The organism is Ectothiorhodospiraceae bacterium BW-2, assembly GCA_008375315.1.
Taxonomy (GTDB): Bacteria; Pseudomonadota; Gammaproteobacteria; order Thiohalomonadales; family Thiohalomonadaceae; genus BW-2.
In genome coordinates this window covers 1,906,082-1,929,776 of the sequence record CP032507.1, presented here as the reverse complement: position 1 = coordinate 1,929,776, position 23,695 = coordinate 1,906,082, and the positions used below count along the sequence as shown (strand labels likewise).

Genomic DNA, 23,695 nt, shown 5'->3' with positions numbered 1-23,695 from the left:
TCCTGCTTAAAAAATTACAGTCTCCATTATAACGCCACTATTTTGGCAAAGAACAGCGGCCAATGCCCCCCAAACACCTTTCGCCACCAAGTTCTTAATCAAACTCTTCACCAAACTATTGACAGAATCGGTTAACGGTGTCCATTATTAATCGACAACTGTCTGCCGGAACTTGAATCGTCGCTGCAGATTAGAACTTAAATACCGTCCCCAAAGGAGAGAGAAATGGCCAACTACCAACCCTTAAACTATGTCCCACTAGATGACGAAGTCACCTTTTTGCGCCCGCCCCAAATCCTACCCGACAATGTCACCGCCGATAGCCCCGCCACCGATGTCATGACCGACTTTACCAAAGTCGCCGCTATCACCATGGGGCCTTGCGCTACGCTTGAAGCGGCAGAGAAGCGGATGATAGCTACCGGTGTACGCATGCTATTAGTGGTCGATCAAGCGAACCATATCCTCGGGGTCGTAACCTTAACCGATCTACAGGGAGAGCGGCCGATGCTCTACCTGCAAGAGCGGGGGGGCGGTAACCGCGACGAGATCTTTTTGCGCGACATCATGACCGAGCAGAACAAGCTACAGGCATTAGAGATGAAACGGGTCACCATGGCTCGCGTGGGCGATATTATCGACACCATGAAGCTCGCCTATCGCCAACACGCGATTGTGGTTGAGACCGATGAGGAGGGCAAACAGCAAGTTCGCGGCATCTTCTCCACCAAACAGATTAGCGCCCAGTTAGGGCTCGATTACCGCGCTAAGGATCCTATGGCCATCTTTGCCGAACTTGAGGCCTTTCTGAACTAATCGCCTCTCGCGGCAGATTAGCCACCAGACTATCGCCATCCAGTAGCATAGCTGAGATAGCAGCAGATAACTAAATCGGGACTGCATACTTGAGTATGCAGCCACACACCAAAGGAAAACTACGATGAAACGGCTACTCTCACAACTCTCAGTTAAGGCAACGATTCGGCTCGGTTTTGGGCTAATTATTGCCATTATCGCCATTATGATCGCCGTCTCGTTGAGTCGGGTCGATAATGTCTCCGGCCAAGTCGATACTCTGCTAGAGGTCAATGTGGGCAATAATCAGCTCCAGGCGCTGAAATATGAGCTCATCGCCACTAACAGTATCCTAATGACCTATCTGCTCGACAAGGTGCCCGATAATCTGCAGCGCTTCAAACAGGGTCAGCAGCAGATAGATCAGGCGCTAAACGACCTTGACCGTTCCAACGACCGTGTCGATCTAACAACGCTTAAACCGCAGCTACAGCAGCTCTATGCCATCTATGGGCGGCTGATTCCACTTGCGATTGACGCAACCCGCAACTACCCCGGTCAGCAGTTCGCTCTACAAAAGCTGACCCCTGAGGTGGATCACATTCACAGCTTAATCAGCCTAACACTCGATATCGGGCGTGAAATGGCCGATGAGTACACCGACTTTGAGAGCGAGGAGTCGATTGATAACCATCTAATTCAGATGGAGCTTGTCAATACGCTACAGGAGATGCGCTTTATTTGGGTCAATGTCGCTAGCACCATTCGCGGCTATCTCGCTTTTCGGAACGAAAACCTGTTTATCAACCTAAAGATGTTTGAGCAGATGATGGTAGGCGGAGTCGCCTCCATGCTCGATAGCGCCGAGCATCTCGATAGCGAACAGATTGAGAATCTAACCCAGATCGAGGCAAAACTAGAGAACTTTTTTAAGATGACCGAGCAGCTACGCACCATCCATGGTGGGGAGAAGTGGCGCGCTGATGCAGCGATTATTACCGATGAGCTAAATCCCGCCCTGCAACAGCTAAGCGACACCATCGATGCGCTAGTGGCCGACAGTAACCAGCGACAGCGGCAGAGCTCAGAGGCGGTGACAGAGAGCCTCAGTGGAATGGGCCAAATTTTGCTCATCCTAGCCGCTATCAGCCTTGTCATTACCGTTCTAAGTGGCTATCTCGCTGGCAGCTCCATCTTTCAACTCATCGGCTCGGTTAGCCATAGCGTCAATGAGCTCGTCGGCGGGAACCTAACCTACCGAATGGTGAGCCGCCATCAAGGGGAGTGCCAGCAGATAGCCAACTACTTTAACCACATGGCAGAGCGACTACAGGAGACCATCGCCGAGTTTACCCTCGTCACCGGTAGAATCAGCCAAGCGGCGGTTGAGGCGGTCTCTATCGCCGAGACCTGCTCCTCAGCGACCCATGAACAGAAACAGCGACTCGATACCGCCGCCGCTGAGGTCAATGCCTTTAATGTCGTCTTTGACGAAATCTCCCGCACCAGCAGCGAGGCCGATCTCACCACCCGCAGTGCCCTTGAGAGCGCCAACCAAGGCTCAGGATTAGCTAGCAACGCTCGCGAAAATATGAATAACCTCGCGCAAGAGGTACAGTCGGTCGCTAGGGTCATAGACAGAGTACAGCAGGAGTCGAGCTCCATCTCCAATGTTCTTGATGTGATTAAGGCCATCTCGCAACAGACCAATCTATTAGCGCTCAATGCGGCGATTGAGGCTGCCCGTGCGGGTGAACACGGACGCGGTTTTGCGGTTGTGGCCGATGAGGTGCGTACCCTAGCGACCCGCACCCAAGAGTCAACCGGAGAGATCGAAGGGATGATCGCAAACTTACAGCAGGAGACCGAAGGGGCGGTCATTGCCATCGACAAAGCGGTTAACCAAGCCAAAAATAGTGCCGAGGTGGTCGAACAGGTCTCTGAAGCGCTACAGACCATCTCCGATATGACCGCTAAGATCAGTCACATTAACTCACAAATTAACGACTCAATTAGCTCGCAATCGCACCGAGTTGATCACCTAGCCGATCAGATTAAGTCAATTAACTCCATGGCCGATCAGACTGTCGATGGGGCCAAGCGCACCCACGATGCCGGCCACCAACTCTCGCAACTAGGCAAGATGTTACAGAGCAAGGTGGAGCACTTTCGGGTATAGTGGCAGGATAGATAGCCTACCGTGAGATAATTGTGACGCAACCAAACCGCAAGGAGAATGTCATCATGGCCAAAAAAGCCAAAGCAGATAAACCCTCGAAACAGACCGTTAAAACGCAAACTGAAGCGCCAAAGTCGAAAAAGATCTCCAATAAGCACTACGAGGAGGAGCTGTTCCGGCTACAACTAGAGCTAGTCAAACTGCAAGAGTGGGTCAAAACTCGGGGCCTAAAAGTCGTAGCCCTCTTTGAGGGGCGCGATGCAGCGGGCAAGGGGGGGGTGATTAAACGAATTACCCAACACCTGAATCCTCGCATCGCCCGCGTGGTCGCCCTGCCGGCTCCGAATGATCGCGAAAAGACCCAGTGGTACTTTCAGCGCTATGTTCCCCACCTGCCCGCCGCAGGTGAGATCGTGCTATTTGACCGTAGCTGGTATAACCGCGCAGGGGTGGAGAAGGTGATGGGCTTCTGTAGTGAAGAGGAGTATAACGAGTTTCTGCGCTCCTGCCCCGAATTTGAGCGCATGTTGGTCCGTTCAGGCATTATTTTAATCAAATATTGGTTCTCGGTCTCTGATGAGGAGCAGGAGCGCCGCTTCCAGAGTCGGCTTAACGAGCCCCATAAACGGTGGAAGCTAAGCCCGATGGATCTCGAATCTCGCTCGCGCTGGGTCGAATACTCCAGAGCCAAAGATGTTATGTTCGCCCACACCGATATCAAACAGGCTCCGTGGTATGTGGTCAACTCCGATCTTAAAAAGCACGCCCGCCTCAACTGCATCGCCCACTTTTTAAACCAGATCCCCTATGAAGATCTTACTCCAGAGCCGATAGAGCTGCCCCACCGTAATCAAGACGAGGGGTATGTCCGCCCACCGATGTCGGATCAGACCTTTATTCCGGAAATTTACCCCTAACCGCTCACCAGCCGTGACTTGAAAATCGTTCACAACGCCACAACTGTGCTGGTTTTACCCACCAAAGGAGTTCTATCGTGTCTGTACTTGTAGGTCGTCAAGCCCCCGATTTTACAGCCCCCACCGTAATGGGGGATGGGTCTATTAACGAAGGCTTCAATCTTGCTAGCCACATCGCCGGCCACTATGCGGTTATCTTCTTCTATCCGCTCGACTTTACCTTTGTCTGCCCCTCCGAACTGATCGCCTTTGATCACCGCCTTGAGGAGTTCAAACAGCGCAATGTCGAGGTTATCGGCGTCTCTATCGACTCCCACTTCACTCACCTTGCCTGGCGCAATACTGCGATTAATAAAGGCGGTATCGGGGCGGTCAAATACCCCCTAGTCGCCGATATTAAGCATGACATTTGCCAAGCCTATGATGTCGAGCATCCAGAGGCTGGGGTCGCCTTCCGTGGTTCATTCCTAATCGATAAAGAGGGGGTCGTGCGCCACCAAGTGGTTAATGATCTGCCGCTAGGGCGCAATATCGATGAAATGTTACGCATGATCGATGCCCTCCAATTTACCGAAGAGCATGGCGAGGTCTGCCCTGCCGGCTGGAACAAGGGCGATAAGGGGATGCGAGCCGACAGCGAAGGAGTCGCTGCCTATCTGGCCGAAAATGCCGATAAACTTTAGCTCTCCTTCTGCTATAATTAAAGCCGGTTCTTACCGGCTTTTTCTATTTTTGGGGGTCCCATGCAATACCGCGATCTGCGTGACTTTATGGCGCAGCTAAAAAAGCGCCAGCTACTACACACTATCGATATCCCCATCGATCCTGCGCTAGAGATAACCGACATCGCCGACAGAGTGCTACGCAAAGGTGGCCCAGCACTGCTATTTACCCATCCTAAACAGAGCGATATCCCCCTGTTAGCCAACCTATTTGGTACGACCGAGCGGGTCGCTCTAGGCATGGGAGCTGAGTCGCTACAGCAGTTACGCGACATTGGCAAAACGCTCGCCTACCTCAAAGAGCCCGATCCCCCCAAAGGGATAAGAGAGGCTTGGGAGAGCCTACCGCTACTCAAAAAGATCGTCTCCATGGCACCCAAAACGGTCAAAAAGGCCCCCTGCCAGCAGATTGAGTGGAGCGGTAGCGATATTGATCTGACCAAACTACCGATTCAGACCTGCTGGCCCGGCGATGCCGCCCCGTTAATTACTTGGGGACTAGTGGTGACTCGTGGTCCTGATCGACCGCGACAGAATATGGGCATCTATCGCCAGCAGCTTATCGATAGTAACCGAGTCATTATGCGCTGGCTCTCCCATCGTGGCGGAGCGCTCGACTTTAAGGCGTGGCAGCAGCGCCATCCTAGAGAGCCGTTTCCTATTATCACCGTCTTAGGGGCCGATCCAGCCACCCTGTTAGCTGCGGTGACACCGATTCCCGATACCCTCTCGGAATACGCCTTTGCCGGACTTTTGCGCGGCAGTCGTACCGAGCTAGTAGCGAGCCGACTCCATCGCCAACTACAGGTTCCCGCCTCAGCGGAGATTGTCCTCGAAGGGTTTATCTACCCTGATGATATGGCCCTAGAGGGGCCGTTTGGCGACCATACCGGCTACTATAACGAAGCCGATCACTTTCCGGTAATGACCATTGAACGCATCACTCTACGAGACAATCCCATCTACCACTCGACCTATACCGGTCGCCCTCCCGATGAGCCGGCGATGCTAGGGGTGGCGCTCAATGAGGTGTTTGTACCGATTCTGCAAAAACAGTTTCCCGAAATTCACGACTTCTATCTCCCTCCTGAGGGGTGCTCCTATCGGCTAGCGGTCGTGAGCATCAATAAGCAGTACCCCGGCCACGCCAAACGGGTGATGCTCGGAATTTGGTCTTTTTTACGCCAATTTATGTACACTAAATTTGTGATTGTGGTCGATGACGATATCGATATTCGTCAATGGCGCGATGTCATCTGGGCGATGACCACCCGTATGGATCCCCTGCGCGATACGACTCTCATCGACAATACCCCTATCGACTACCTCGACTTCGCTTCGCCGGTATCGGGGCTCGGCTCCAAAATGGGGCTCGATGCGACCCATAAGTGGCCCGGCGAGACCCAACGCGAATGGGGTACCCCGATTCAGATGGATGCCAAAGTTCGTCAACGAATCGATACCCTGTGGCAACAACTCAATCTGGATACCCTATGCGCCGAATCGTTGTAATGAATCCTAAAGGGGGCTGCGGCAAGAGCTCGATCGCGACCAATCTGGCCGGCTACTGCAGCAAATTTCGCCAACAGGTGGTGCTAGCCGATCTCGATCCACAACAGAGCGCTAGCGAGTGGCTCGCCCTTCGCCCCGAGACACTCCCGACGATTGAGGGGGTCAGTGCCAACCCACTCACCCTCGATCTACCTAAGCAGAGGGGGATTATGCTCATCGACACCCCTGCCGCCATCGCCGATGAGGCGCTAGGCAGTTATCTTAAATTAGCCCACACCATCCTGGTGCCAGTCTTGCCATCGGCTATCGATATTCGAGCCGCTAACCACTTTATTGAGCTGCTGCTAGAGCAACGACGGGTGCTTAAAGAGCGGGTGAAGGTGGCCGTTATCGCCAACCGAATTAAACAGCGAACCCACGGCTTTACCGCACTGCAAAAGTATCTGCGAATGCTCGATATCCCCTACCTAACGGCGCTACGAGATAGCCAAAACTATATTCGTGCCGCCGACAATGGCCTCTCTATTTTTGAGTTAAAGGCGCGTGATGCCGGCAACGACTGGCGCGAGTGGCGTCCTGTTATCGACTGGCTCGGCAGTCGTGACAGCCTGCCCGGTGCCAAAATTTAACCTAAGGAGGTTCGCCGTGTTTACCACTGAAGCACTCTTTGCCACCCTAACTAACCAAGAGAAGCTGCGCATACTAGCCCTCATGGTTGATGGGGAACCGGTCTGCTTTTGCCACCTACAGCAGATTATACACACGACCGATGGAGATGAGCTGAGGCTCTTACTGGAGGCGCTGCAGTCAGAGCAGCTCCTCATCTGCCATCAGGATCGAAACTGCCATCAGTATCAACTCAATCCTGAGTTACCGAACTGGGTAACCACTATTGTCAATACCGCCACCCGTGACATCGGCTCGCTAGAGCCGTTTAACGCCGATCGCCTGCTCATTCAGCAGCTCATGATGCTACCGGGAGAGTGTAATGCCACCGGCGAGAGTTAACTTTTTGTGCTATTGGCTACTGCTGCTCCTCAGCGCTAGCAGCGGCGCGATCCTAGCTAACACTGAGCTTAACTTCGAACAGCTCTATAGCGAGCTCAATCAGCTCGAACAGCAGCTTCAGTCGGCTCCTAAGACGCCAGAGAACTTTACCCGACTCTGGCAGGAGAGCGAGACCATTCGCCGCCAAGCCACCGACTGCGTGAGTCAACATAGCACCCAACAACAGCAGATAGAGGCCGATTTAACGCTACTAGGCAGCGCTAGCGTCGATGAGGAGCTGACTCTGCGTCGCGCCAGACGCGATCTAGAACGGCGCCAGAAGAGTGTGGAACAGCGGCTCACCGGCTGTCGCCTAATCCTAGTCAAGAGCGAAACGATACAGCAGCAGAGTGAAGCGTGGCTGAACGAAAATCAGACCGAGACCCTGCTACAGCGCCAGGCCAATATCTTTGAGCTGCTCACCCTAGAGCAGATCAGCCAGCTACGCCACTATCTGCTAGCACAGCCGATTCAGTGGCAGCAGCTACGGCTCGATGAGCTCTCGATAACGGCCACCGCGACCCTCACAGCCCTCTCCCTGTTAGCGCTACTGCTCTATCTATACTGGCGCTCACGCCCTCACCCCCCGCCTCTCGATGCCGACACAGCAACGCTAACCCAGCGGGGACGAGAGGCGCTCACACTCGCACTCAGCCGCTACCGCCTACCGCTACTGCTCTTTCTCGGTTGGTTTCTGTTCTGGCTCACCTTAAGCTATCTGGAGCCAAAGTGGCTGCCGCTCGCCGGCCTTAACGGGGTGATTTTAGGCTATTTTATACTGCTAACGACGATTCATACCCTGCTCACGCCCCTACCACCGCTCTCCGGTTATCTTCCCTTCCCCACCCGTTCAGTCACTAATTTAGGGCGAGCACTCCATCTAACCGGAGTGATTGTGGCGCTCTGGGCCGGGCTGCTGTTTCTCCCCTATCAAGTGCCGGTACCGGAGCTACTTGAGGTGAGTGTTCGTATCGCCATGGCCATCACTCTCATTACTGGATTAATCTGGCTAGTCTGGCTTATCTTCTCCCTCAAAGCTCGCAGTGGCCCAGGGCTTATTCGCATGGCGACTATCTTGGTTCTCATCGGCACCGCTAGTGCCGAAATTGTCGGCTATCGCCACCTTAGTAGCTATATGCTGTTGGGAATGAGTGCCTCACTTGCGCTAACGGCATTAGGGTGGCTCGGCAGCTATCTTATCAGCGACTTTATCGACGGCTTGGAAAACAGTCGCTACCGCTGGCAACAGCAGCTACAGCAGCGACTCGACATCGGTACCGATACATGGCTACCGGGGTTATTCTGGTTTCGTCTAGGACTCAATCTGCTGCTGTGGCTCTTTGTCGCCTTCTTGCTGCTACAGATTTGGCAGATCTCCCACTCAGAGCAGGCGAAGCTCTTTAGCTATCTTAGCGACGGCTTTACCCTCGGCAGTGTGACTATCGTGCCAGGACGCATTTTGATCGCTATCGGAGTGCTGGCAATTCTGCTCTCGGCTATCGCTTGGTTTAAGCGCCAACTAGAGGAGAACTAGCTGCGCCGCTCCCGTATCGATAGTGGTGCTCGTAACTCCATTGTTGCCATTAGCGGCTATATTGGCGGCACTTTGGCGATTCTAATCGCCCTAAGTCTAGCCGGAGTCGATCTGACCAATTTGGCCCTTATTGCCGGTGCTCTCTCAGTGGGTATCGGCTTTGGGCTGCAAAATATTGTCAATAACTTTGTCTCAGGGCTCATTCTGCTATTTGAGCGCCCGATTCGGCGTGGTGACTGGGTGATTGTCAACGGTACCGAGGGGACGGTACAGAATATTAACATTCGCTCCACCCTCATTCGTACTTTTGATCGTGCCGATGTGATTGTGCCTAATTCGGAACTGATTTCGGGACAGGTGACTAACTGGATGTTAAAAGATCTTCGTGCGCGGGTGAAGATTCCGGTAGGAGTCGCCTACGGCAGCGATGTCGAGCAGGTTAAGCAGATTCTGCTAGATATTATCGCTAACCGCCCTGAGGTGATACGCGACGGCTCAACCGCACCACCGCAAGTGCTGTTTATCGGCTTTGGCGATAGTGCGCTAAATATGGAGCTGCGCTTTTTTGTCGAGGATATCGATACCCGCCTGCTACTCATGAGCGATATCTACTTCGAAATCTACCGCCGTTTTAAAGAGGCAGGGGTAGAGATCCCCTTTCCGCAGCGCGATATCCACATTCGAACAGCGCAGAGCGAGAGTGCACTCTTACCGCTTGGGCATAAAGTTGGGGTAGAATAGCCGCCGTTATCGATCGTGTTATCCTTTAAGGAGCCATTAGTGCCTTTTGAACTTATAATTTGGCTAAGCAGCGTTATCCTTACCGCTGCGGCGGTGCGCCTAATTCGCCCCTTTGCGCTCCATATCGGCCTAGTGGATATCCCCGCCGGTCGTAAAACTCATAGCGGCAATATTCCGCTCATTGGGGGGATTGCGATCTATATCGCCTTTTCGCTCTCAGTGCTGCTATTTCACGCCGATTTAAACACAATTCGCGGCTTTATTCTCGCCGGTTCGCTGTTAATTACTATCGGTGTGCTAGATGATCACCATGAGATTTCAGTTAAAGTTCGCTTTCTGTTCCAAATTCTCGCCGGCATTATTATGACCTCAATGGCTGGCGTAGTGCTCTACGATCTCGGTCTGCTATTGGGTACCGATACCCCCGTTACTCTGGCCATCTGGGCCGCCCCCTTTAGTGTTATCGCCGTTATCGGCGTGATTAACGCCCTCAACATGGTCGATGGCATCGATGGTCTGGCCGGCTCTCTTGCCTTGGTCACCCTCATAGCGATTCAGCTACTTGCTCTAATGAACGGTACGGTGCACATCGAAGCGCTCATTATCAGCGGCACGATTATCGGCTTCTTATGGTTTAACCTCTTTAGCCGCGATAAGATATTTTTGGGCGATGCGGGGAGTATGTTTCTCGGTTTCGCTCTCGCTTGGTTTCTCATTGAGGCGACACAGGGGGAGCAGCGGCTAATCCCGCCGGTGGTCGCGCTGTGGCTCTTTGCGGTACCGCTTATCGATACGGTTGCGATTATGATTCGCCGACTGCTTAAGGGGCAATCCCCCTTTCTGCCCGATAGAGAGCACTTGCACCACCTCTTTCTTCGGGCCGGGTTTACTCCGCCCCAGACGCTGCTTATTATTAGCGCGATTGCGATTCTGTTGGCTACCTTTGGTAGCAGCGCCTACTACTACGGTCTGCCTGAGTGGCTGCTATTGATCACCTTTTTAGCCCTGTTTGGCCTCTATCTGTTAACAATTACCCACGCATGGGTGGTCTTAAAGACGATCAGACGGCTACTGCACCGCTCTAACCCCCGCCCCGATAACAGCTCGACACCTGCTCGCCGTCACGATTAACTAGCTCGACTAGCAGCGGCATTTTGCCTAGCGCATGGGTAGCACAAGAGAGGCAGGGATCATAGGCGCGAATCGCCACCTCAATCCGATTTAACAGCGGCTCGGTGAGCTGCTGACCCTGTAGATAGCGGTTAGCGACTTGACGAATCGACTCGTTCATCGCCTGATTGTTATGGGTGGTCGAGACGATGAGATTGGCGCGAGTGACCAACCCCTGCTCATCGATCTGGTAGTGGTGAATGAGTGTCCCTCTAGGCGCCTCAATCACGCCAAACCCCTCTAGCTGCATCTGCTGCACCTCGGTGCGTAAAGTGTGCTGGGAGAGTAGATCATCTTGCAGCAGCTCGGCAATCGACTCGGCGCAATGGAGTAGTTCGATGAGTCTAGCCCAGTGGGTCGCCAGCGTCGCCTGCTGTAGCACCCCACTTCGCTGCGCCATAAACGCCACTCTGGCCGCTTCGGCGAGCGGGGTGGTAATGGTGTGACAGTTATTGAGCCGTGCTAGCGGTCCAACTCGATACCAACCACGCTCCGGCCCCAGCTCGGCTAAGTAGGGAAACTTCATATAGCTCCACGACTTCACCTGCTCCCGCAGCAGTTGTGGATACGCCTCAACCCGATATTGATCGTGCAGCAGCGAACCATCGGCTTGGCGAATGCGTAGTTTACCGTCATAGAGCTCCAGCTCGCCGTGTGCGCCAATCAGACTCAACATCGTGGTATCAATCGTCGCAAAGTCGCGCTGATACGCTAGCTCCGAACGGTAGATATCGGCTATTAGTGCCACCGCCTGCTCTGCCCAGTCGATTATCTCGCCACACTGCGACAATAACGACGCCCTATCCTCAACAGAGAGGTTACGATTAACGCCACCGGGCACCGCACCGGTACCGTGCACCCGTCTCCCTGAGGTCAGACGGATAATCTCTTGCCCAAATTTGCGCAGCAGTACGCCGCGTCGCGCCAATTCGGGATGGTCGTTAATCACCCCCACAATATTTCGGTGTCTGATCGCATCCTCAAACCCAAAGAGCAGATCGGGCGAGGCGAGATGAAAAAAGTGTAGCGCATGCGACTGCAGCACCTGACCGAAGTGCATTAAGCGGCGAAGCTGGATCGCGGTCGGCGGCAGTTCTGTCACACCAATCAGTTGATCGCACGCTTTCGCGGCCGCTAAATGGTGGCTGACAGGGCAGATGCCACAGAGCCGCTGCACCAACACCGGCAGCTCCCAGTAGGGTCGCCCCTGAATAAACTTCTCAAAGCCACGAAACTCAACGATATGGAGCCGCACCTGAGTAATTTGGTTCTGCTCATCCTGCCATAGCGTCACCTTACCGTGCCCTTCGACTCGGGTTAACGGCTCAATAACAGTCCGTTTTTTAGTTACCGACATACCTATCCCCCTCTCCGCAATTGAGTCTTTAATCGTAGTGTAGCTGGGTATAGGGGAGTATGATCGGCTCCCCCCGAAGTAGCGCACTTAAAAAGCGCCAGAGCGTCTCCCCTCCGGGCGGACAGCCTGGCAGCGCGTAATCGACCCGCACCACCTCATGCAGAGGGTGTACCTGATTGAGTAGCCACGGGATCTCATCATCGTCCGGAATCTGCCCCTCAGTCACACCAAGGCCATTGAGATAGGACTCTTGCAGAGACTCACTGACACTGAACTGATTACGCATCGCCGGAATACCGCCATTAATCGCACACGCTCCGACAGCAACTAAAATCTGACTCTTAGCCCGAAACTGTAGCAGTAGCTCAACATTATCACTATTAGCCACGCCACCCTCAATAAGCACCACATCGACTTCGCTAACCTCTTTCAGATCGTTTAACGGCGATCGCTCTAGCTCAATCAATTCGACCAGATCGAAAATCCGCTCATCGATATCGAGCAGCGACATATGGCAGCCAAAACAGCCACACAGTGAAGCGGTAGCCACTTTCGTTTTACGACTCATAGCGCACCTCCCGCGCTCTAAATGGCGCGATATCGCCCACCATCGCAATCGGCTCCCTATCGTAAAGCCGCTCCCCTATCGGCGTATCGTAACCGCGATGGCGCTCCAAAAAGACCCCAACCGGACAGAGTTGAGCTGCGCGATCGCTTATCTCAAAGCCACTCTCGGCTAGCTGCCCGCTCTCAGAGTTGATCGCCACACGGGTAGCTATCCCGCGTCCGCGCAGAGTAAACAGCCGTTTATGATCTAGCTCACGACTCGCCGCCACGCAGAGACCACACAAAATACAGCGGTTAAAGTCGAGAACCACATCGGGGTGGCTAGCGTCGAGCAGTCGTCGCGGGTAGAAGTGGGGGTAGCTCGAAGAGATCATCCCCACACTATAGGCGACCGCCTGCAGTTGACAACGACCACTCTGCTCACAGCCGGGACAGTAGTGGTTCCCCTCGACAAAGAGTAGCTGTAGCAGTTGACGCCGCCAAGCCATCATGTCGCCACTACGATGTTCGACTACCGCACCGTTGAGTGCCGGCTGGGTACAGCTACTCACGACTCGGCCATCCATCTTCACTAGGCAGAGGCGACAACTACCACTAGCCGGGAGGTCGGGGTGGTAGCAGAGGTGGGGAATATAGTGCCCCGCCCGCGCCGCTGCGGCCATAATCGTCTCCCCGGCCCGAAAGGGTACCGCCTCACCATCGAGGGTAAAGCGCCCCTCACCCTGATTAAACGAGGTCACCGAATCCGCCCCCGACGAGTCAGTTACCGTCTCCACCACAGCGCTATCGATCCGAATCGGCGGCAGCGAACGCGCCTCAATCCAGCAACCACCCTCGGCACTGAGCGTCGTCGCAATCGGAGGTGGCGGCTGATGCCGTAGTCGCCCCGACTCCGACAGTGCCGCCTGTAGATTAAAAGCCGGCTCATAGTCACTAGCTCGCAGCCGCTGCTGATAACTTGCAGGGAAGTTATTGAGTAGATCGAGCACCGGATTAGCCGCTGTCTGCCCTAGACCGCAGTGGCTCCCCTTATGTAACAGCGTAGCGATTTGATCTAGCTGCCGTAGATCGTGACAGCTAGCCTCACCCCGTTCGAGCTTATCGATACCATCCCGTAGCAGCGCGGTGCCGACACGGCAAGGAGTACAGAAACCACAGCTCTCGTGGGCAAAAAAGTGGCTAAAGTTACGCGCGACCTGCACCATATCGCGCTGGCGATTAAAGATCATCAACGAACCACCGGTGGAGGCATCCTCACAATCGATCGCCCGCTCAAACTCGATCGGTGCGAGCGTCTGCCCAGCAGCACCGGCTATCTGTACCGCCTGCACCTCGGTCGCGCCGCAATCGGCCAAGACCTGGGCGATGGAGACACCGAACGGATACTCATAGAGACCAGGCAGCTCACAATCACCACTGATGCTTAGCAATTTAGTTCCGGTAGAGTGGCTAGAGCCGCGACGACGAAACCACTCACTCCCATAGTGAGCAATACGGGCGGCGGCAAAAAAGGTCTCCACATTATTCACCACCGTCGGCAACCCCCGATAACCGGCGCTCACCGGAAAGGGTGGCCGCTTACGCGGAATACCCCGCTTCCCCTCCAGCGACTCAATCAGTGCCGACTCCTCGCCACAGATATAGGCACCGGCTCCGAGGTGGATCTCAATCTCAAACCGCCAGTTTAAATCGCCTAAAATCGATTCGCCTAGTAACCCGGCAGCTCGTCTCTTCATTAACAGCGACTCTAAAGGGGAGAGTAAAAAGCGGTACTCCCCCCGCAGATAGATAAAACCTCGCCTAGCGCCGACAATCGCCCCAGCGAGCGTCATCCCCTCAATCACATCCGCAGCATAGCGCTGCAGTAACACCCTATCTTTAAAAGTTCCCGGCTCCCCCTCATCGGCATTACAGACCACGATCCGCTCTAGCGCCTCACTCTGACGACAGTAGCGCCACTTACGACCGGTAGGAAACCCAGCCCCGCCGCGGCCACGAACGCCTGAGGCCTCAATATCGGCCAACAGCGCCTCCCCTCCCTGCTGCTGTAACGCGGTCAGTGCGGCTCCCTCAGGCAGAGGGGATTGCAACTGACTATCGGTACGACGAATGTTTGTCTGAATATCGAATAGCTCTGCCGGCCATGTTGATAACTCAGTACCCTGCTCAATTAGCTCGGCCACACGCTCAATACGCATTGAGTTCAAACGAGCTATCGCGAAGCCATTGACCAGTAGCGCCGGCCCCTGATCACTCATGCCGGTACAGGAGGTGGTATCGACCAACACCCGCCCATCGCCACGCACCCTCCCCACCTCGACACCCAATCGCTGGCATAGCTGCGCCATCAACTCTCGGCTACCGGCAAACTGATCGGTAATATTATCGCTAAAGCGAATCTCAAACTGACCGCGATAGTCATGATGCAAAAAGTCGTAGAAGTCGATAACCGCATCGATCTCGGCGATGCTGATATCAAGCTGCTGCGCCAGCGCCGCTGCGGCACCTTTGGAGATATAACCGTCGCGCTGCTGCAATGCAACCAGTCGCTGTAACATAGATTTCCCCCTAAAAAACGCCCCCATTAGCGATAGGTATAGCTCAATTGCAGCCACAACGCAACGAAATCTAAAAAAATAATCATTAAAATTCAGTAGTTTATAATAAAATAACTCACTAATATGGGAATTGGGAATTACGGTGACACTTTACCATTTACATACGGATTCAGGGCGAGCCCCCTTTAAGTGCGGTCGAACATATTTTCGAGTAGCTGCGCTGCAATAGCTGTGGCACCTACTTTACCGCGACCCCTACAGACGATTTTCAGCAAGATGGCGGCAGACGCTGCAGCAGATATTAGGGGTGCCACTGACTGCGTCGTCACTCTATGACCAAACCGAGTCTGTCGCCAATGATGGCTTCGTGGTATTTAAGGCACTCAAACAACTGACTGCTGATGCGCCCCACTTCAATCTGGATGACACACCCAACCGGATTTTGAATCAGGGCACGATTCTGAAGCCTGAAACAGTGGGGCGGAAGCTGTCAAGCAATTTGAGACCAGTTGTTAAAAAAATAAAGCTCTAAATCTAGCCGGTGATTGCCACTGCCCTCACCGGTAAATTTCGCCTATGTTGAGTCATGACGCAACAAGGAGCGAACATGACCCTCATGGCCCTTTGCCGCAAGAGCCAAGCCCTTCAGCAAGGGGGAGCTGCAAGGCGAACTGCAACCCCTAATCTAGGAACCTCCCTCCTGCACCGCGTTACCCACAGCCCGCCCCCCTACGATAATAAGGGGGTCTCCGGGGGGCGGGCTATGGATAACGCTCTGTCATTCAGCCACCACAACCGGCTAAAGCCATCGACGATAGACCCACTAGCGGCACCGTCACTCATCTCTCCTTCGCTCTATTCAGGGTTGGATAGTTGACCTCCAGCGACCCCACCCCCTCCTCCGGTAGAGCGGGGTTAATCCATACCTCAGTAGGGGGTTGCTTAACCTTGGGCTCACCATGAATAAAGCGTTTCGGATGCTGCTGATAGGCCTGCTTCAGCGCCTGTTCACGCTGCTCGCTAACCTCCTTGTAACGACCGGTAAATACCTGCTCTGGAGTGAACCACGCAATCCCTCGATGGTGGTGGTGGAAACAGTACCAGTCAACATAGTCACTAAACCATATTCTGGCATGGTCAACTCCTGTCAATCGTTGAGGATAATCGGGTTGTTGCTTGAGTGTTTTAAATTGACTCTCGCTAAACGGATTGTCGTTACTGACTCGTGGACGGCTGTGGGAGCAGGTGATCCCCAGTTCGGCCATCAAGTCGAGATAGCCTCTGGCGGTCATCGGCACACCTCTATCCTGATGCAGTGTTAAGCCACTGAGCGCGACCCGATAGCGAGCCGCTGCGTCACTGATTAACAGCTTGGAGAGCTCACTATTCTCCTTCCTTGAGACCATCCAAGCCACAATAAAACGGCTGTAGAGATCCATCACCACATAGAGATTCAAGAAGTTACCCTGCTCTGTGGTGGGAAGCTTAGTGATATCCCATGTCCAAACATCATTCGGGCGGGTCGCCCGTAATCGGGGGATAGCGTGTGATTTGGCCGGTTTTTGAGCTCGCCGCTCTCCCGTCTGTTGATTAGCACGAAGGATCCGATACATCGTACTGATTGAACAGTAATATTTCCCTTCATCCAGCAGGCTAGCATAGATCTCTGCCGGAGGTTGGTCATAGAATCGTTCGCTGTTCAAAAGCCCCAGAACGGCTTGCCTCTCTGCCTCACTCAGCGCATTGGCTGCGACGGGTCTTGGAAGGCTCGCTCGGGGGGAGACAACCGGAGCCTGTCGGCGGTAGTAGCCTGCACGCGAGAGCGCTAGGCTATCGCAAGCGGCTCTTATGCTCACCGAACTGGGGCACTCTTTTTCAACTAATCTCATAAGCTTATCTCTGTGTTCATCTGCTCCAATAAGCTGAAGGCTTTTTTTTGGAGCGCAATCACCCCTTCGGTCTGCTGTAACCGTTGGCTAAGACGCTGAATTTCCTTCTTTAAACGCTCTATCTCCTTATCTCGCTTGTCTAGGCTCGGTTTGCGACCACTCTGTTTCCCTTTCAGGCCAGCCTGCCCCTGTGCTTGCAGTTGTCGGCGCCATTTGGTCAGATGGGAGCTGTAGATCTGCTCTTTGCGCAGCAGCTCGCCTAGCTGACCCGGCTCCTTGCACTGCTCTGCTTCTGCTAGGATCCGAAGCTTCTCTTCCTCACTAAATTTGCGGTAGGAGCGCTTCTCTTCATCGGGGTCGGTAACCTCGTTGGAGGGTAAAACGGTAGTATCTTTGGGCATCGTGTATCTCCTCTGTTGCCCCCCCTGATTCTACATTCATTTCTCATCAGGGGTGGTCTCAGGGTATCTTGACACTCAGGGGGGGCGAGGCGCAGATTGAGAGTGGCGATGTCGAGGAAAACAGTCCGCTAGGCAAAGCGATCCGCTATCTGCTCAACCACTACAATAAGTTGACCGGATTTTGCCGCATTGAGAGGGCACAAATCGATAATAACCGGATGGAGAGTATGCTCAAGCTGGTGATTCGGGGACGGCGTAACAGCCTCTTCTTCAGAACGCTCGGCGGAGCCGCTGTCGCCGATGTCATTCTCTCTCTGGTCGCCACTTGCTATTTGGGAAATTACGGTAAATTACGGAAATTACGGTGACACCTTACCATTTACACTAATTATCTCGTCCGGTAATATCGCGACATGGCAAGACTTCCAAGAATCATCGTGCCCGGTGTTCCGCATCATGTGACTCAGCGGGGCAACCGGCGTCAGAAAGTGTTCTTTGAAGAGAACAACCACGCGCTCTACAAAGATTGGCTGGCAGCAGCCGTGATGGTTTGGCCCTATTGTTTGATGCCGAACCATACACACCTGATTCTGGTACCGTCAGACGAAACCGGATTGTCTCGGGCTGTGAGGGAAACGCATCGTCGTTACAGCGCCTATATCAATGCAAGACTTCACGTTACAGGTCATCTGTTTCAGGGGCGCTTCGGCTCAGTTGCCATGGCTGAAGCTCACTTGATGGCCGCCTTTCGCTATGTCGCAATGAACCCTGTTAAAGCAAAGCTTTCGGCCACTGCCGTAGATTGGAAGTGATCCAGTACTTTTACCCACTTTAGGGGAAAGGATAATGGCTTAGTCGTCGTCAAGCCGCTTTTAGATCGGGTCGAACGACTTGATGAATTTCTCGACATGCCGGCGAATGCAGAACTTGAAGCCGCCCTAGCAAAGGGGCAAAGTATTGGGTACCCGTTGATGGGAGATCAAGCGTTGGCGAAACTTGAAAAGACATTGGGTTGCTCATTGAGACCGGGCAAGCGTGATCGCCCGCCATCACAGAGTAAGGGGATGGACAGTTAAAATTAGTGTAATTGGTAAAGTGTTACCGTAATTCTCAATCATAATTCCTCGATATACAGGAATTATAAATTGAGTTTTATTTGAAGATAAAAAGTCTTCTATTTTAGTTTCGTTTGCTTTCATTCTCTATTTCCTGTTTTCAGCACATAACAATTACCATCATTTGCCGTTTGGAGCGTAGCGAAAAACGGTCAAGTGGATGGTTTTGTTAGGTTTTAATCGTCGTTATTTTATAATTGATAAGGAATTCGTATGCCTTCAGAATTTTCTGGAAAATCACGAGTATTACGTGTAACCAATAATGCATTATGTGCTTGTGCAGTAGCCTTAATTATTGCATCTGGCAATTTAATTTTTTGCTGTTTGCGGATAATTACCGCTTTTTCTGCAACATCTTGGGTAATCGGTAAGGTAATAAAGTAATCCTGTAAAAAATTTTCGGTTAAAGTATCATTTTCGTCCGTACCAACCATAACTTCCATCCAAGTAATTAGGCTTATATAAACTTGTTGATAACGTTGATATTCCACATCTGCTTTATTAGTACCATTTAAAGCATCAATGACAATATTAGTATCAAATACCGCAATATTCATGATGACCATTCATCTCGTAAATGGTATTGATATGTTAAGCCATCTTGTTGTTTATTACGCCAACATCCAAAAGCAGCATGCTCAGATAATTTACGTTGAGATTTTACTTTTGTTGATAAAAATTGAACTAAAGCTTGACGTATAACCTCTGCTTCACTGATGTTTACTTTATGACAATATTGTCGCAATATTTCAGCTTGAGGTTCTGGTAATTCAATTTGCATTGTCATTTTATCCTTCTAATTAACTTGTGCCTGAAAAACTGGGGTTCCGCAAGCTACAACTCAGCCTACGAACTGATTCCCACGCCAAGGCGCGTGGAAACTAGCGAAAGGCAAAAAAGCCATCTTCTTAATAAAGTCTTTCCAATTACCCCGGACTCGTCCAACAAACGGTTCAGCAGGCAACAAAATAGAAGTGAGGTTGAGCTTCAGTATCATAAATAGCCATGTTAGCAGCAACAATTTTATAACCTTTGTTATAAGCTTTATTAAGCTCCTTATCATGAGTATATTGATTATTTTCAAATGAGGAATAACACTTGCCATCACCTGCGTGAGCAAAAGAAATAATCTCCATGTTTTCGATTTCTTTTAGACCGTATTGAGTTGTAAAAGCAACAAAAAACGCAAAAAATATTAATATTAATTTCTCTTTCATAATTTAGCCTCTATATATGTGTGCTAACGCCCGAGCTAAGACGACACCCACCGGCACTTAGCCCAAAACTAAACCAAAAAAGCCCGACGGCAGGTGGTCGGCCTTGAGCAACAAGTTATGCCAAAAAGCCAATCCTACCAATCGTCGAAACTATAGCTTTCCAGAAAAACATTTTGGAATGACTACTAGGAAAAATGAGGGTATGAACAGTGTTTTTACCAGAATATTTATCTGGAAAGCTATACATAACTAAATTTTAACCAAATAGTCCTTTAGTTCTTCCACATACAGTGCATTGCGCCTGACTTGAGTTACTTATTGCTGTTAATATCCAAAGAATAACCCAGAACCCGGCTGTGAACACTGTCAATACAAGATGCAGAAGATGAGAAGTGCTTGGCTGAGTATGTTGGGTCACTCTTCCACATGATTTGCATTCCTTCATTACGATTTGACATGTATTTTCCTTTTAGTACTTGATCATCCGAAATTGTTAAGCATAACCCCTGGGCTAAAACCCCGAAAAACCATTCAAGCAGAAATCAACAGCGTGCTATCGACAGCTAAAAAACTGACAGGCATAACAAGTTATTAAACAGATCCGTATATCTTCCCAACAGACCCTCATTAACCTCCCTGAATCCAGTCGAAAACAGCGATTTCCTAACGAGTGATCCTTCCATTTGGCAGGATAAACAGAAAACGGGTTATCTTCCCCGTCGATCAGGTATGGAGTGAGCATATCAAAAAATCCATGACGATTCTATCGTTTTTCCCATCAGTTTGCGGTTTTTGGGTACAAAAAGACTCTTGATGTGCGGCAATGAGTGATTTAATCTTGCGAAATGGTACCTGTTTTGGCGATTTTCTAACGGGTTATCCTCCTTTTTGTCATGTTCACTGACCAGGGCGTGTTTGATGCTGAAATTACCAGATGAGCTAATCCGCCGCTATGAACAGGCGTCTCCCGCCAATCTTTAAAGGCCTGCGATACGGCTGCTAGGGTGGGGTTCGGCCTCTCTGTTCTCCTCTGTGGTTCATCAGGGGAGTAGTGAAACAAATGTTGCGGCGTTTTTTACGCTATGGTGGCGTAAGGTTACCGATTTCAAAATGCAGTGATGGACGATATCCCAACATTTTGTGTGGTAGTCGGTGCCAATGGCAGTGGCGATTTTGCGCACAATCACCAAAAATCAATATCAGCAAATTGCAGGATCACGCGCTATTGGTCGCCATCTCGATCCCCTGGCTTTCAGTTTGGCAGTGGCAACGGCATAACACTCGATGAGTACAGCCTGCTGATTGAGCGGGAGCAGGCCGAAGCGTATCAACAGCAGCTTGAACAGCCGGTGGCTACCGCACACACTCTCAACCACACGATCCAACAGCGGCTGGTTTTATGGAATTTCGCGCGGCTACTGTCAACTAATATGGCTTTCGCCACAAAATCGCTGTTCATCGCCGCTGTGAGCCCATATCATTACCACTCACAACAGCGGAGCGAAACGAGGCCACCATGGGAAATTCACTTCAGGATCAACTACTGAAAACCGGATTAGTTGATGAAAAAAGACTACAGCAGAGTCAAAAGGCGCTAAAAAAAGAGCGCAAACAGCAGCCAAAAGCGAAAAAGCGCGCCACTCCAGAGCAGAGTGAGTTGCAGCGACAGTTAGCCGAAGAGGAGGCGATGCGCCGTCAGCGGGAGCAGCAGCTCAATGAGCAGCGCCGCCAACAGGCCGAGCAAAAGGCGAAACTCGCCGAGGTGCGCCAGCTAATTGCCCGCCACAAAATAGAGAAAGAGGTGGGCGAGTGCTGCTACAACTTTGTCGATAAGGGCAAGGTAAAGCGATTCCATATTACAACCGCACTGCGCGACAGCATTGTCGCCGGTAAGCTAGCCATCGTCAAAATCGATGGTCTCTATGAGCTAGTCAAATGTGATATCGCCGCAAAAATTGCCGAGCGCCGCCCCGCGAGCCTAGTGCTACAACTGCAGCCGGAGAGTGAGCCCCCCCCTGCTGTTGCCGATGATCCCTATGCCGACTATGTCGTGCCGGATGATCTACTATGGTAACTAACACGACTGCCACCGAAACAACTTAACCCCGATGGCCAAAAAGAGCAGTGTCATTAGCAGCAGCGCTCCTAGCTGTGGCGCAATATCGATCACCCCCGCCCCGCGTAACATCACCGCCCGCCCCGCCTCAATCGCATGAGTTAACGGTAAGAGCTGCGCCAAAGTCATCACCCAAACAGGAGAGCCTTCGAGCGAAAACCAGACCCCTGATAGCAGCATCATCGGCCAGGCGATCCCGTTAGCTAGGCCGCCGGCCAACTCCTCATTATAGAGCCGTGAGGCAATAAGTAGCCCCATCGCAATCATCGCCAAGGCTCCACAAAAGAGCACCAGCAGCAGCGTGAGATAACTGCCGTGCATAGTAAAATTGAGCAGCAGATCACAGCCCCAATAGACCAGCGAAGTCACCCCTAAAATGAGCAAGATGCGCGAGACAATTTGTGCCCCCAAAAACTCAGCCACCGTCAGCGGGGTGGCTCGTAACCTTTTTAACACCCCGTTTTTACGATAGCGCACAATCACAAAGCCGATGCCATACAGGGCATTAAACATCGCGTTCATACCCAACAATCCCACCACCAGCCAGTCGATATAGCGCTCGGCTCGGCCACTCACCGGCTGGCGCTGTAGTATTGAATCGCCCGCAGCGGCATAGAGTAGCTGCTCGACAATATAGCCGTTAGGGGAGCTCTCATTGACCCAGTAACGCCGTAGCTGCCAATCTATCACCATATCAAGCTGGTGGCGCTCCACTTTAACCACCGCCTCGGCCACCCCCTCTTCGGGCAGAAAATCGATATAGCGCTGCGCTAAAAAGGGGTGATCAACCGGCACCTCCCCCACCATGCCGACCTTATAGAGGGCCTGCTCCGACTCGCTAAAGAGTAGCGCAAAGGCCAACATAATCATCACCGGAAACAGAATATTCCACCCTAACGCCGCCCGATCCCGCACAAACTCCAAAGTACTCGCCCGCACCAGCGCCATAAAGCGCCGCCAACTCATCACTGCCGCAACTCCTTACCGGTAATATGCAAAAAGAGATCTTCTAAATTGCGCTGCCTCACCTGTACCCGACTCAAATCGACCCCTCTGTGTAGCAGTCGCGTCAGAGTCTGCCCGACATCAGTCGTGGTCAATTCGACCCACCCCTGCTGCTCGGTGATAAGCTCACTCCCTTCCCAGTTCGCCACAAAATCGCTCTGCGGTAGCTGCACGATTTGGCCCTCAAAATGCTCTTTGAGCAGCGCCCTAGGCGTGCCAAGGGCGATCACTTTACCGTGGTCAATAATTGCCACTTGATCACACAGCTCTGAGGCCTCCTCCATATAGTGAGTGGAGAGGATAATCGTCGTCTGCTGCTGCTGAATATGGCGTAGTAGCTGCCAAAAGTGGCGTCTTGACTGTGGATCGAGCCCGGTAGTCGGCTCATCTAAAAATAGGATCTCCGGTCGCCCCACTAGCGCTAGCGCTAGCAGCAGCCGCTGTCGCTGCCCCCCCGAAATATGCCGATTGTCCTGATAGAGAAAGCTCTGCAGCGAACAGAGCTCAATGAGCTGCGGCAGTGGTAGTGGATCGGGGTAGAGACCTGAGAAGAGCTGTAGAGTCTCCTTAACCGATAAAAACTCCTGCAGCGCAGTATGCTGAAACTGAATGCCCGCCTTGAAGCGAAAAGTGTGATCACGCGGTTTACCACGATAGAAGATCTCCCCCGCAGTCGGCTCGATCATCCCCTCCATCATCTCCATGGTAGTACTTTTTCCGGCACCATTTGGCCCTAACAGACCAAAACAGCTCCCCTCAGGCACCGCTAAATCGATACCATCGACCGCAGTGTGGCTACCGTAACATTTAATTAACTCTCTAACCTCAAGGGCAATCACATCGCTCATACAGA

Annotated in this window: 23 protein-coding genes and 1 pseudogene; 15 read left to right on the top strand and 9 right to left on the bottom strand. The window is 52.2% G+C overall.

From position 1 onward, the window contains the following. Positions 1-225 precede the first annotated feature (225 nt). The 10 genes from D5085_09150 (at position 226) to D5085_09105 (ending at position 10,578) form a co-directional block, all read left to right on the top strand. A complete protein-coding gene (locus tag D5085_09150) occupies positions 226-816 on the top strand; it encodes a CBS domain-containing protein (GenBank protein ID QEP43270.1) in 591 nt (196 codons plus the stop codon). A gap of 124 nt (positions 817-940) precedes the next feature. Then, complete coding sequence (locus D5085_09145; protein QEP43269.1) at positions 941-2,974, top strand: methyl-accepting chemotaxis protein; 2,034 nt, start codon at positions 941-943, stop codon at positions 2,972-2,974. Between the two features lie 65 nt (positions 2,975-3,039). Continuing rightward, complete coding sequence (ppk2, locus tag D5085_09140) at positions 3,040-3,891, top strand: polyphosphate kinase 2 (GenBank protein QEP43268.1); 852 nt, start codon at positions 3,040-3,042, stop codon at positions 3,889-3,891. A gap of 77 nt (positions 3,892-3,968) precedes the next feature. Beyond that, the gene (locus D5085_09135; protein QEP43267.1) at positions 3,969-4,574 is read left to right on the top strand and encodes a peroxiredoxin; all 606 of its coding nucleotides are present in this window, start codon (positions 3,969-3,971) and stop codon (positions 4,572-4,574) included. Positions 4,575-4,634: 60 nt separating this feature from the next. Next, positions 4,635-6,125: a 4-hydroxy-3-polyprenylbenzoate decarboxylase gene (locus D5085_09130; protein ID QEP43266.1), complete on the top strand. Its 1,491-nt coding sequence runs from the start codon at positions 4,635-4,637 to the stop codon at positions 6,123-6,125. After that, on the top strand, positions 6,026-6,754 hold the full coding sequence (locus tag D5085_09125; GenBank protein QEP43265.1) for a hypothetical protein: 729 nt from the start codon (positions 6,026-6,028) through the stop codon (positions 6,752-6,754). The genes D5085_09130 and D5085_09125 overlap by 100 nt, the downstream gene beginning before the upstream one ends. A 16-nt stretch (positions 6,755-6,770) precedes the next feature. Continuing rightward, positions 6,771-7,133: a transcriptional regulator gene (locus tag D5085_09120; GenBank protein ID QEP43264.1), complete on the top strand. Its 363-nt coding sequence runs from the start codon at positions 6,771-6,773 to the stop codon at positions 7,131-7,133. Then, positions 7,114-8,706 carry a hypothetical protein gene (locus tag D5085_09115; protein ID QEP43263.1) on the top strand — a complete coding sequence of 531 codons (1,593 nt, stop codon included), beginning with the start codon at positions 7,114-7,116 and terminating at the stop codon, positions 8,704-8,706. Before D5085_09120 ends, D5085_09115 begins: the two co-directional genes overlap by 20 nt. Next, the gene (locus tag D5085_09110; GenBank protein QEP43262.1) at positions 8,707-9,447 is read left to right on the top strand and encodes a mechanosensitive ion channel family protein; all 741 of its coding nucleotides are present in this window, start codon (positions 8,707-8,709) and stop codon (positions 9,445-9,447) included. 12 nt (positions 9,448-9,459) lie between these two features. After that, positions 9,460-10,578 (top strand): undecaprenyl-phosphate alpha-N-acetylglucosaminyl 1-phosphate transferase, encoded by a 1,119-nt coding sequence (locus tag D5085_09105; protein ID QEP43261.1) that lies wholly within the window; start codon positions 9,460-9,462, stop codon positions 10,576-10,578. Here the strand turns inward: D5085_09105 and D5085_09100 are convergent. Genes D5085_09100 through D5085_09090 form a run of 3 tightly spaced genes read right to left on the bottom strand, consistent with a single transcriptional unit; the run spans position 10,529 to position 15,126 of the window. Continuing rightward, on the bottom strand, positions 10,529-11,974 hold the full coding sequence (locus tag D5085_09100; GenBank protein ID QEP43260.1) for a Ni/Fe hydrogenase subunit alpha: 1,446 nt from the start codon (positions 11,972-11,974) through the stop codon (positions 10,529-10,531). The genes D5085_09105 and D5085_09100 overlap by 50 nt on opposite strands. A 28-nt stretch (positions 11,975-12,002) precedes the next feature. Next, positions 12,003-12,542: an NADP oxidoreductase gene (locus D5085_09095; protein ID QEP43259.1), complete on the bottom strand. Its 540-nt coding sequence runs from the start codon at positions 12,540-12,542 to the stop codon at positions 12,003-12,005. Further along, positions 12,532-15,126: a hypothetical protein gene (locus D5085_09090; GenBank protein QEP43258.1), complete on the bottom strand. Its 2,595-nt coding sequence runs from the start codon at positions 15,124-15,126 to the stop codon at positions 12,532-12,534. Before D5085_09090 ends, D5085_09095 begins: the two co-directional genes overlap by 11 nt. Positions 15,127-15,406: 280 nt before the next feature. Between D5085_09090 and D5085_09085 the strand changes: the two genes are divergently transcribed. Next, positions 15,407-15,631, top strand: a complete 225-nt coding sequence (locus D5085_09085) for a hypothetical protein (protein QEP43257.1) — start codon at positions 15,407-15,409, stop codon at positions 15,629-15,631. Positions 15,632-15,938: 307 nt separating this feature from the next. On the opposite strand, the gene D5085_09080 is transcribed toward D5085_09085, so the two are convergent. Beyond that, positions 15,939-16,988: an IS3 family transposase gene (locus D5085_09080; GenBank protein ID QEP43256.1), complete on the bottom strand. Its 1,050-nt coding sequence runs from the start codon at positions 16,986-16,988 to the stop codon at positions 15,939-15,941. Continuing rightward, positions 16,985-17,389: a hypothetical protein gene (locus D5085_09075; protein QEP43255.1), complete on the bottom strand. Its 405-nt coding sequence runs from the start codon at positions 17,387-17,389 to the stop codon at positions 16,985-16,987. Before D5085_09075 ends, D5085_09080 begins: the two co-directional genes overlap by 4 nt. A gap of 5 nt (positions 17,390-17,394) precedes the next feature. Here D5085_09075 and D5085_09070 point away from each other — a divergent pair, with 5 nt between their 5' ends. Next, on the top strand, positions 17,395-17,757 hold the full coding sequence (locus D5085_09070) for a hypothetical protein (GenBank protein QEP43254.1): 363 nt from the start codon (positions 17,395-17,397) through the stop codon (positions 17,755-17,757). 45 nt (positions 17,758-17,802) lie between these two features. Continuing rightward, positions 17,803-18,465, top strand: a pseudogene (locus tag D5085_09065) (transposase). 230 nt (positions 18,466-18,695) lie between these two features. Here the strand turns inward: D5085_09065 and D5085_09060 are convergent. Both D5085_09060 and D5085_09055 read right to left on the bottom strand, forming a co-directional pair. Further along, positions 18,696-19,061, bottom strand: a complete 366-nt coding sequence (locus tag D5085_09060; GenBank protein ID QEP43253.1) for a type II toxin-antitoxin system VapC family toxin — start codon at positions 19,059-19,061, stop codon at positions 18,696-18,698. 396 nt (positions 19,062-19,457) lie between these two features. Then, positions 19,458-19,721: a hypothetical protein gene (locus D5085_09055; protein QEP43252.1), complete on the bottom strand. Its 264-nt coding sequence runs from the start codon at positions 19,719-19,721 to the stop codon at positions 19,458-19,460. 1,118 nt (positions 19,722-20,839) lie between these two features. Here D5085_09055 and D5085_09050 point away from each other — a divergent pair. After that, on the top strand, positions 20,840-21,268 hold the full coding sequence (locus D5085_09050) for a hypothetical protein (GenBank protein QEP43251.1): 429 nt from the start codon (positions 20,840-20,842) through the stop codon (positions 21,266-21,268). After that, entirely contained in the window at positions 21,238-21,795 is a 558-nt protein-coding gene (locus D5085_09045) for a DUF2058 domain-containing protein (GenBank protein ID QEP43250.1), read from the top strand. The genes D5085_09050 and D5085_09045 overlap by 31 nt, the downstream gene beginning before the upstream one ends. Here D5085_09045 and D5085_09040 read toward each other — a convergent pair whose 3' ends face one another. Together D5085_09040 and D5085_09035 are read right to left on the bottom strand one after the other, a co-directional pair. Beyond that, positions 21,796-22,803 carry an ABC transporter permease gene (locus tag D5085_09040; protein ID QEP43249.1) on the bottom strand — a complete coding sequence of 336 codons (1,008 nt, stop codon included), beginning with the start codon at positions 22,801-22,803 and terminating at the stop codon, positions 21,796-21,798. Next, positions 22,803-23,690, bottom strand: a complete 888-nt coding sequence (locus tag D5085_09035) for an ABC transporter ATP-binding protein (protein QEP43248.1) — start codon at positions 23,688-23,690, stop codon at positions 22,803-22,805. Before D5085_09035 ends, D5085_09040 begins: the two co-directional genes overlap by 1 nt. Between the last annotated feature and the right edge of the window lie 5 nt (positions 23,691-23,695).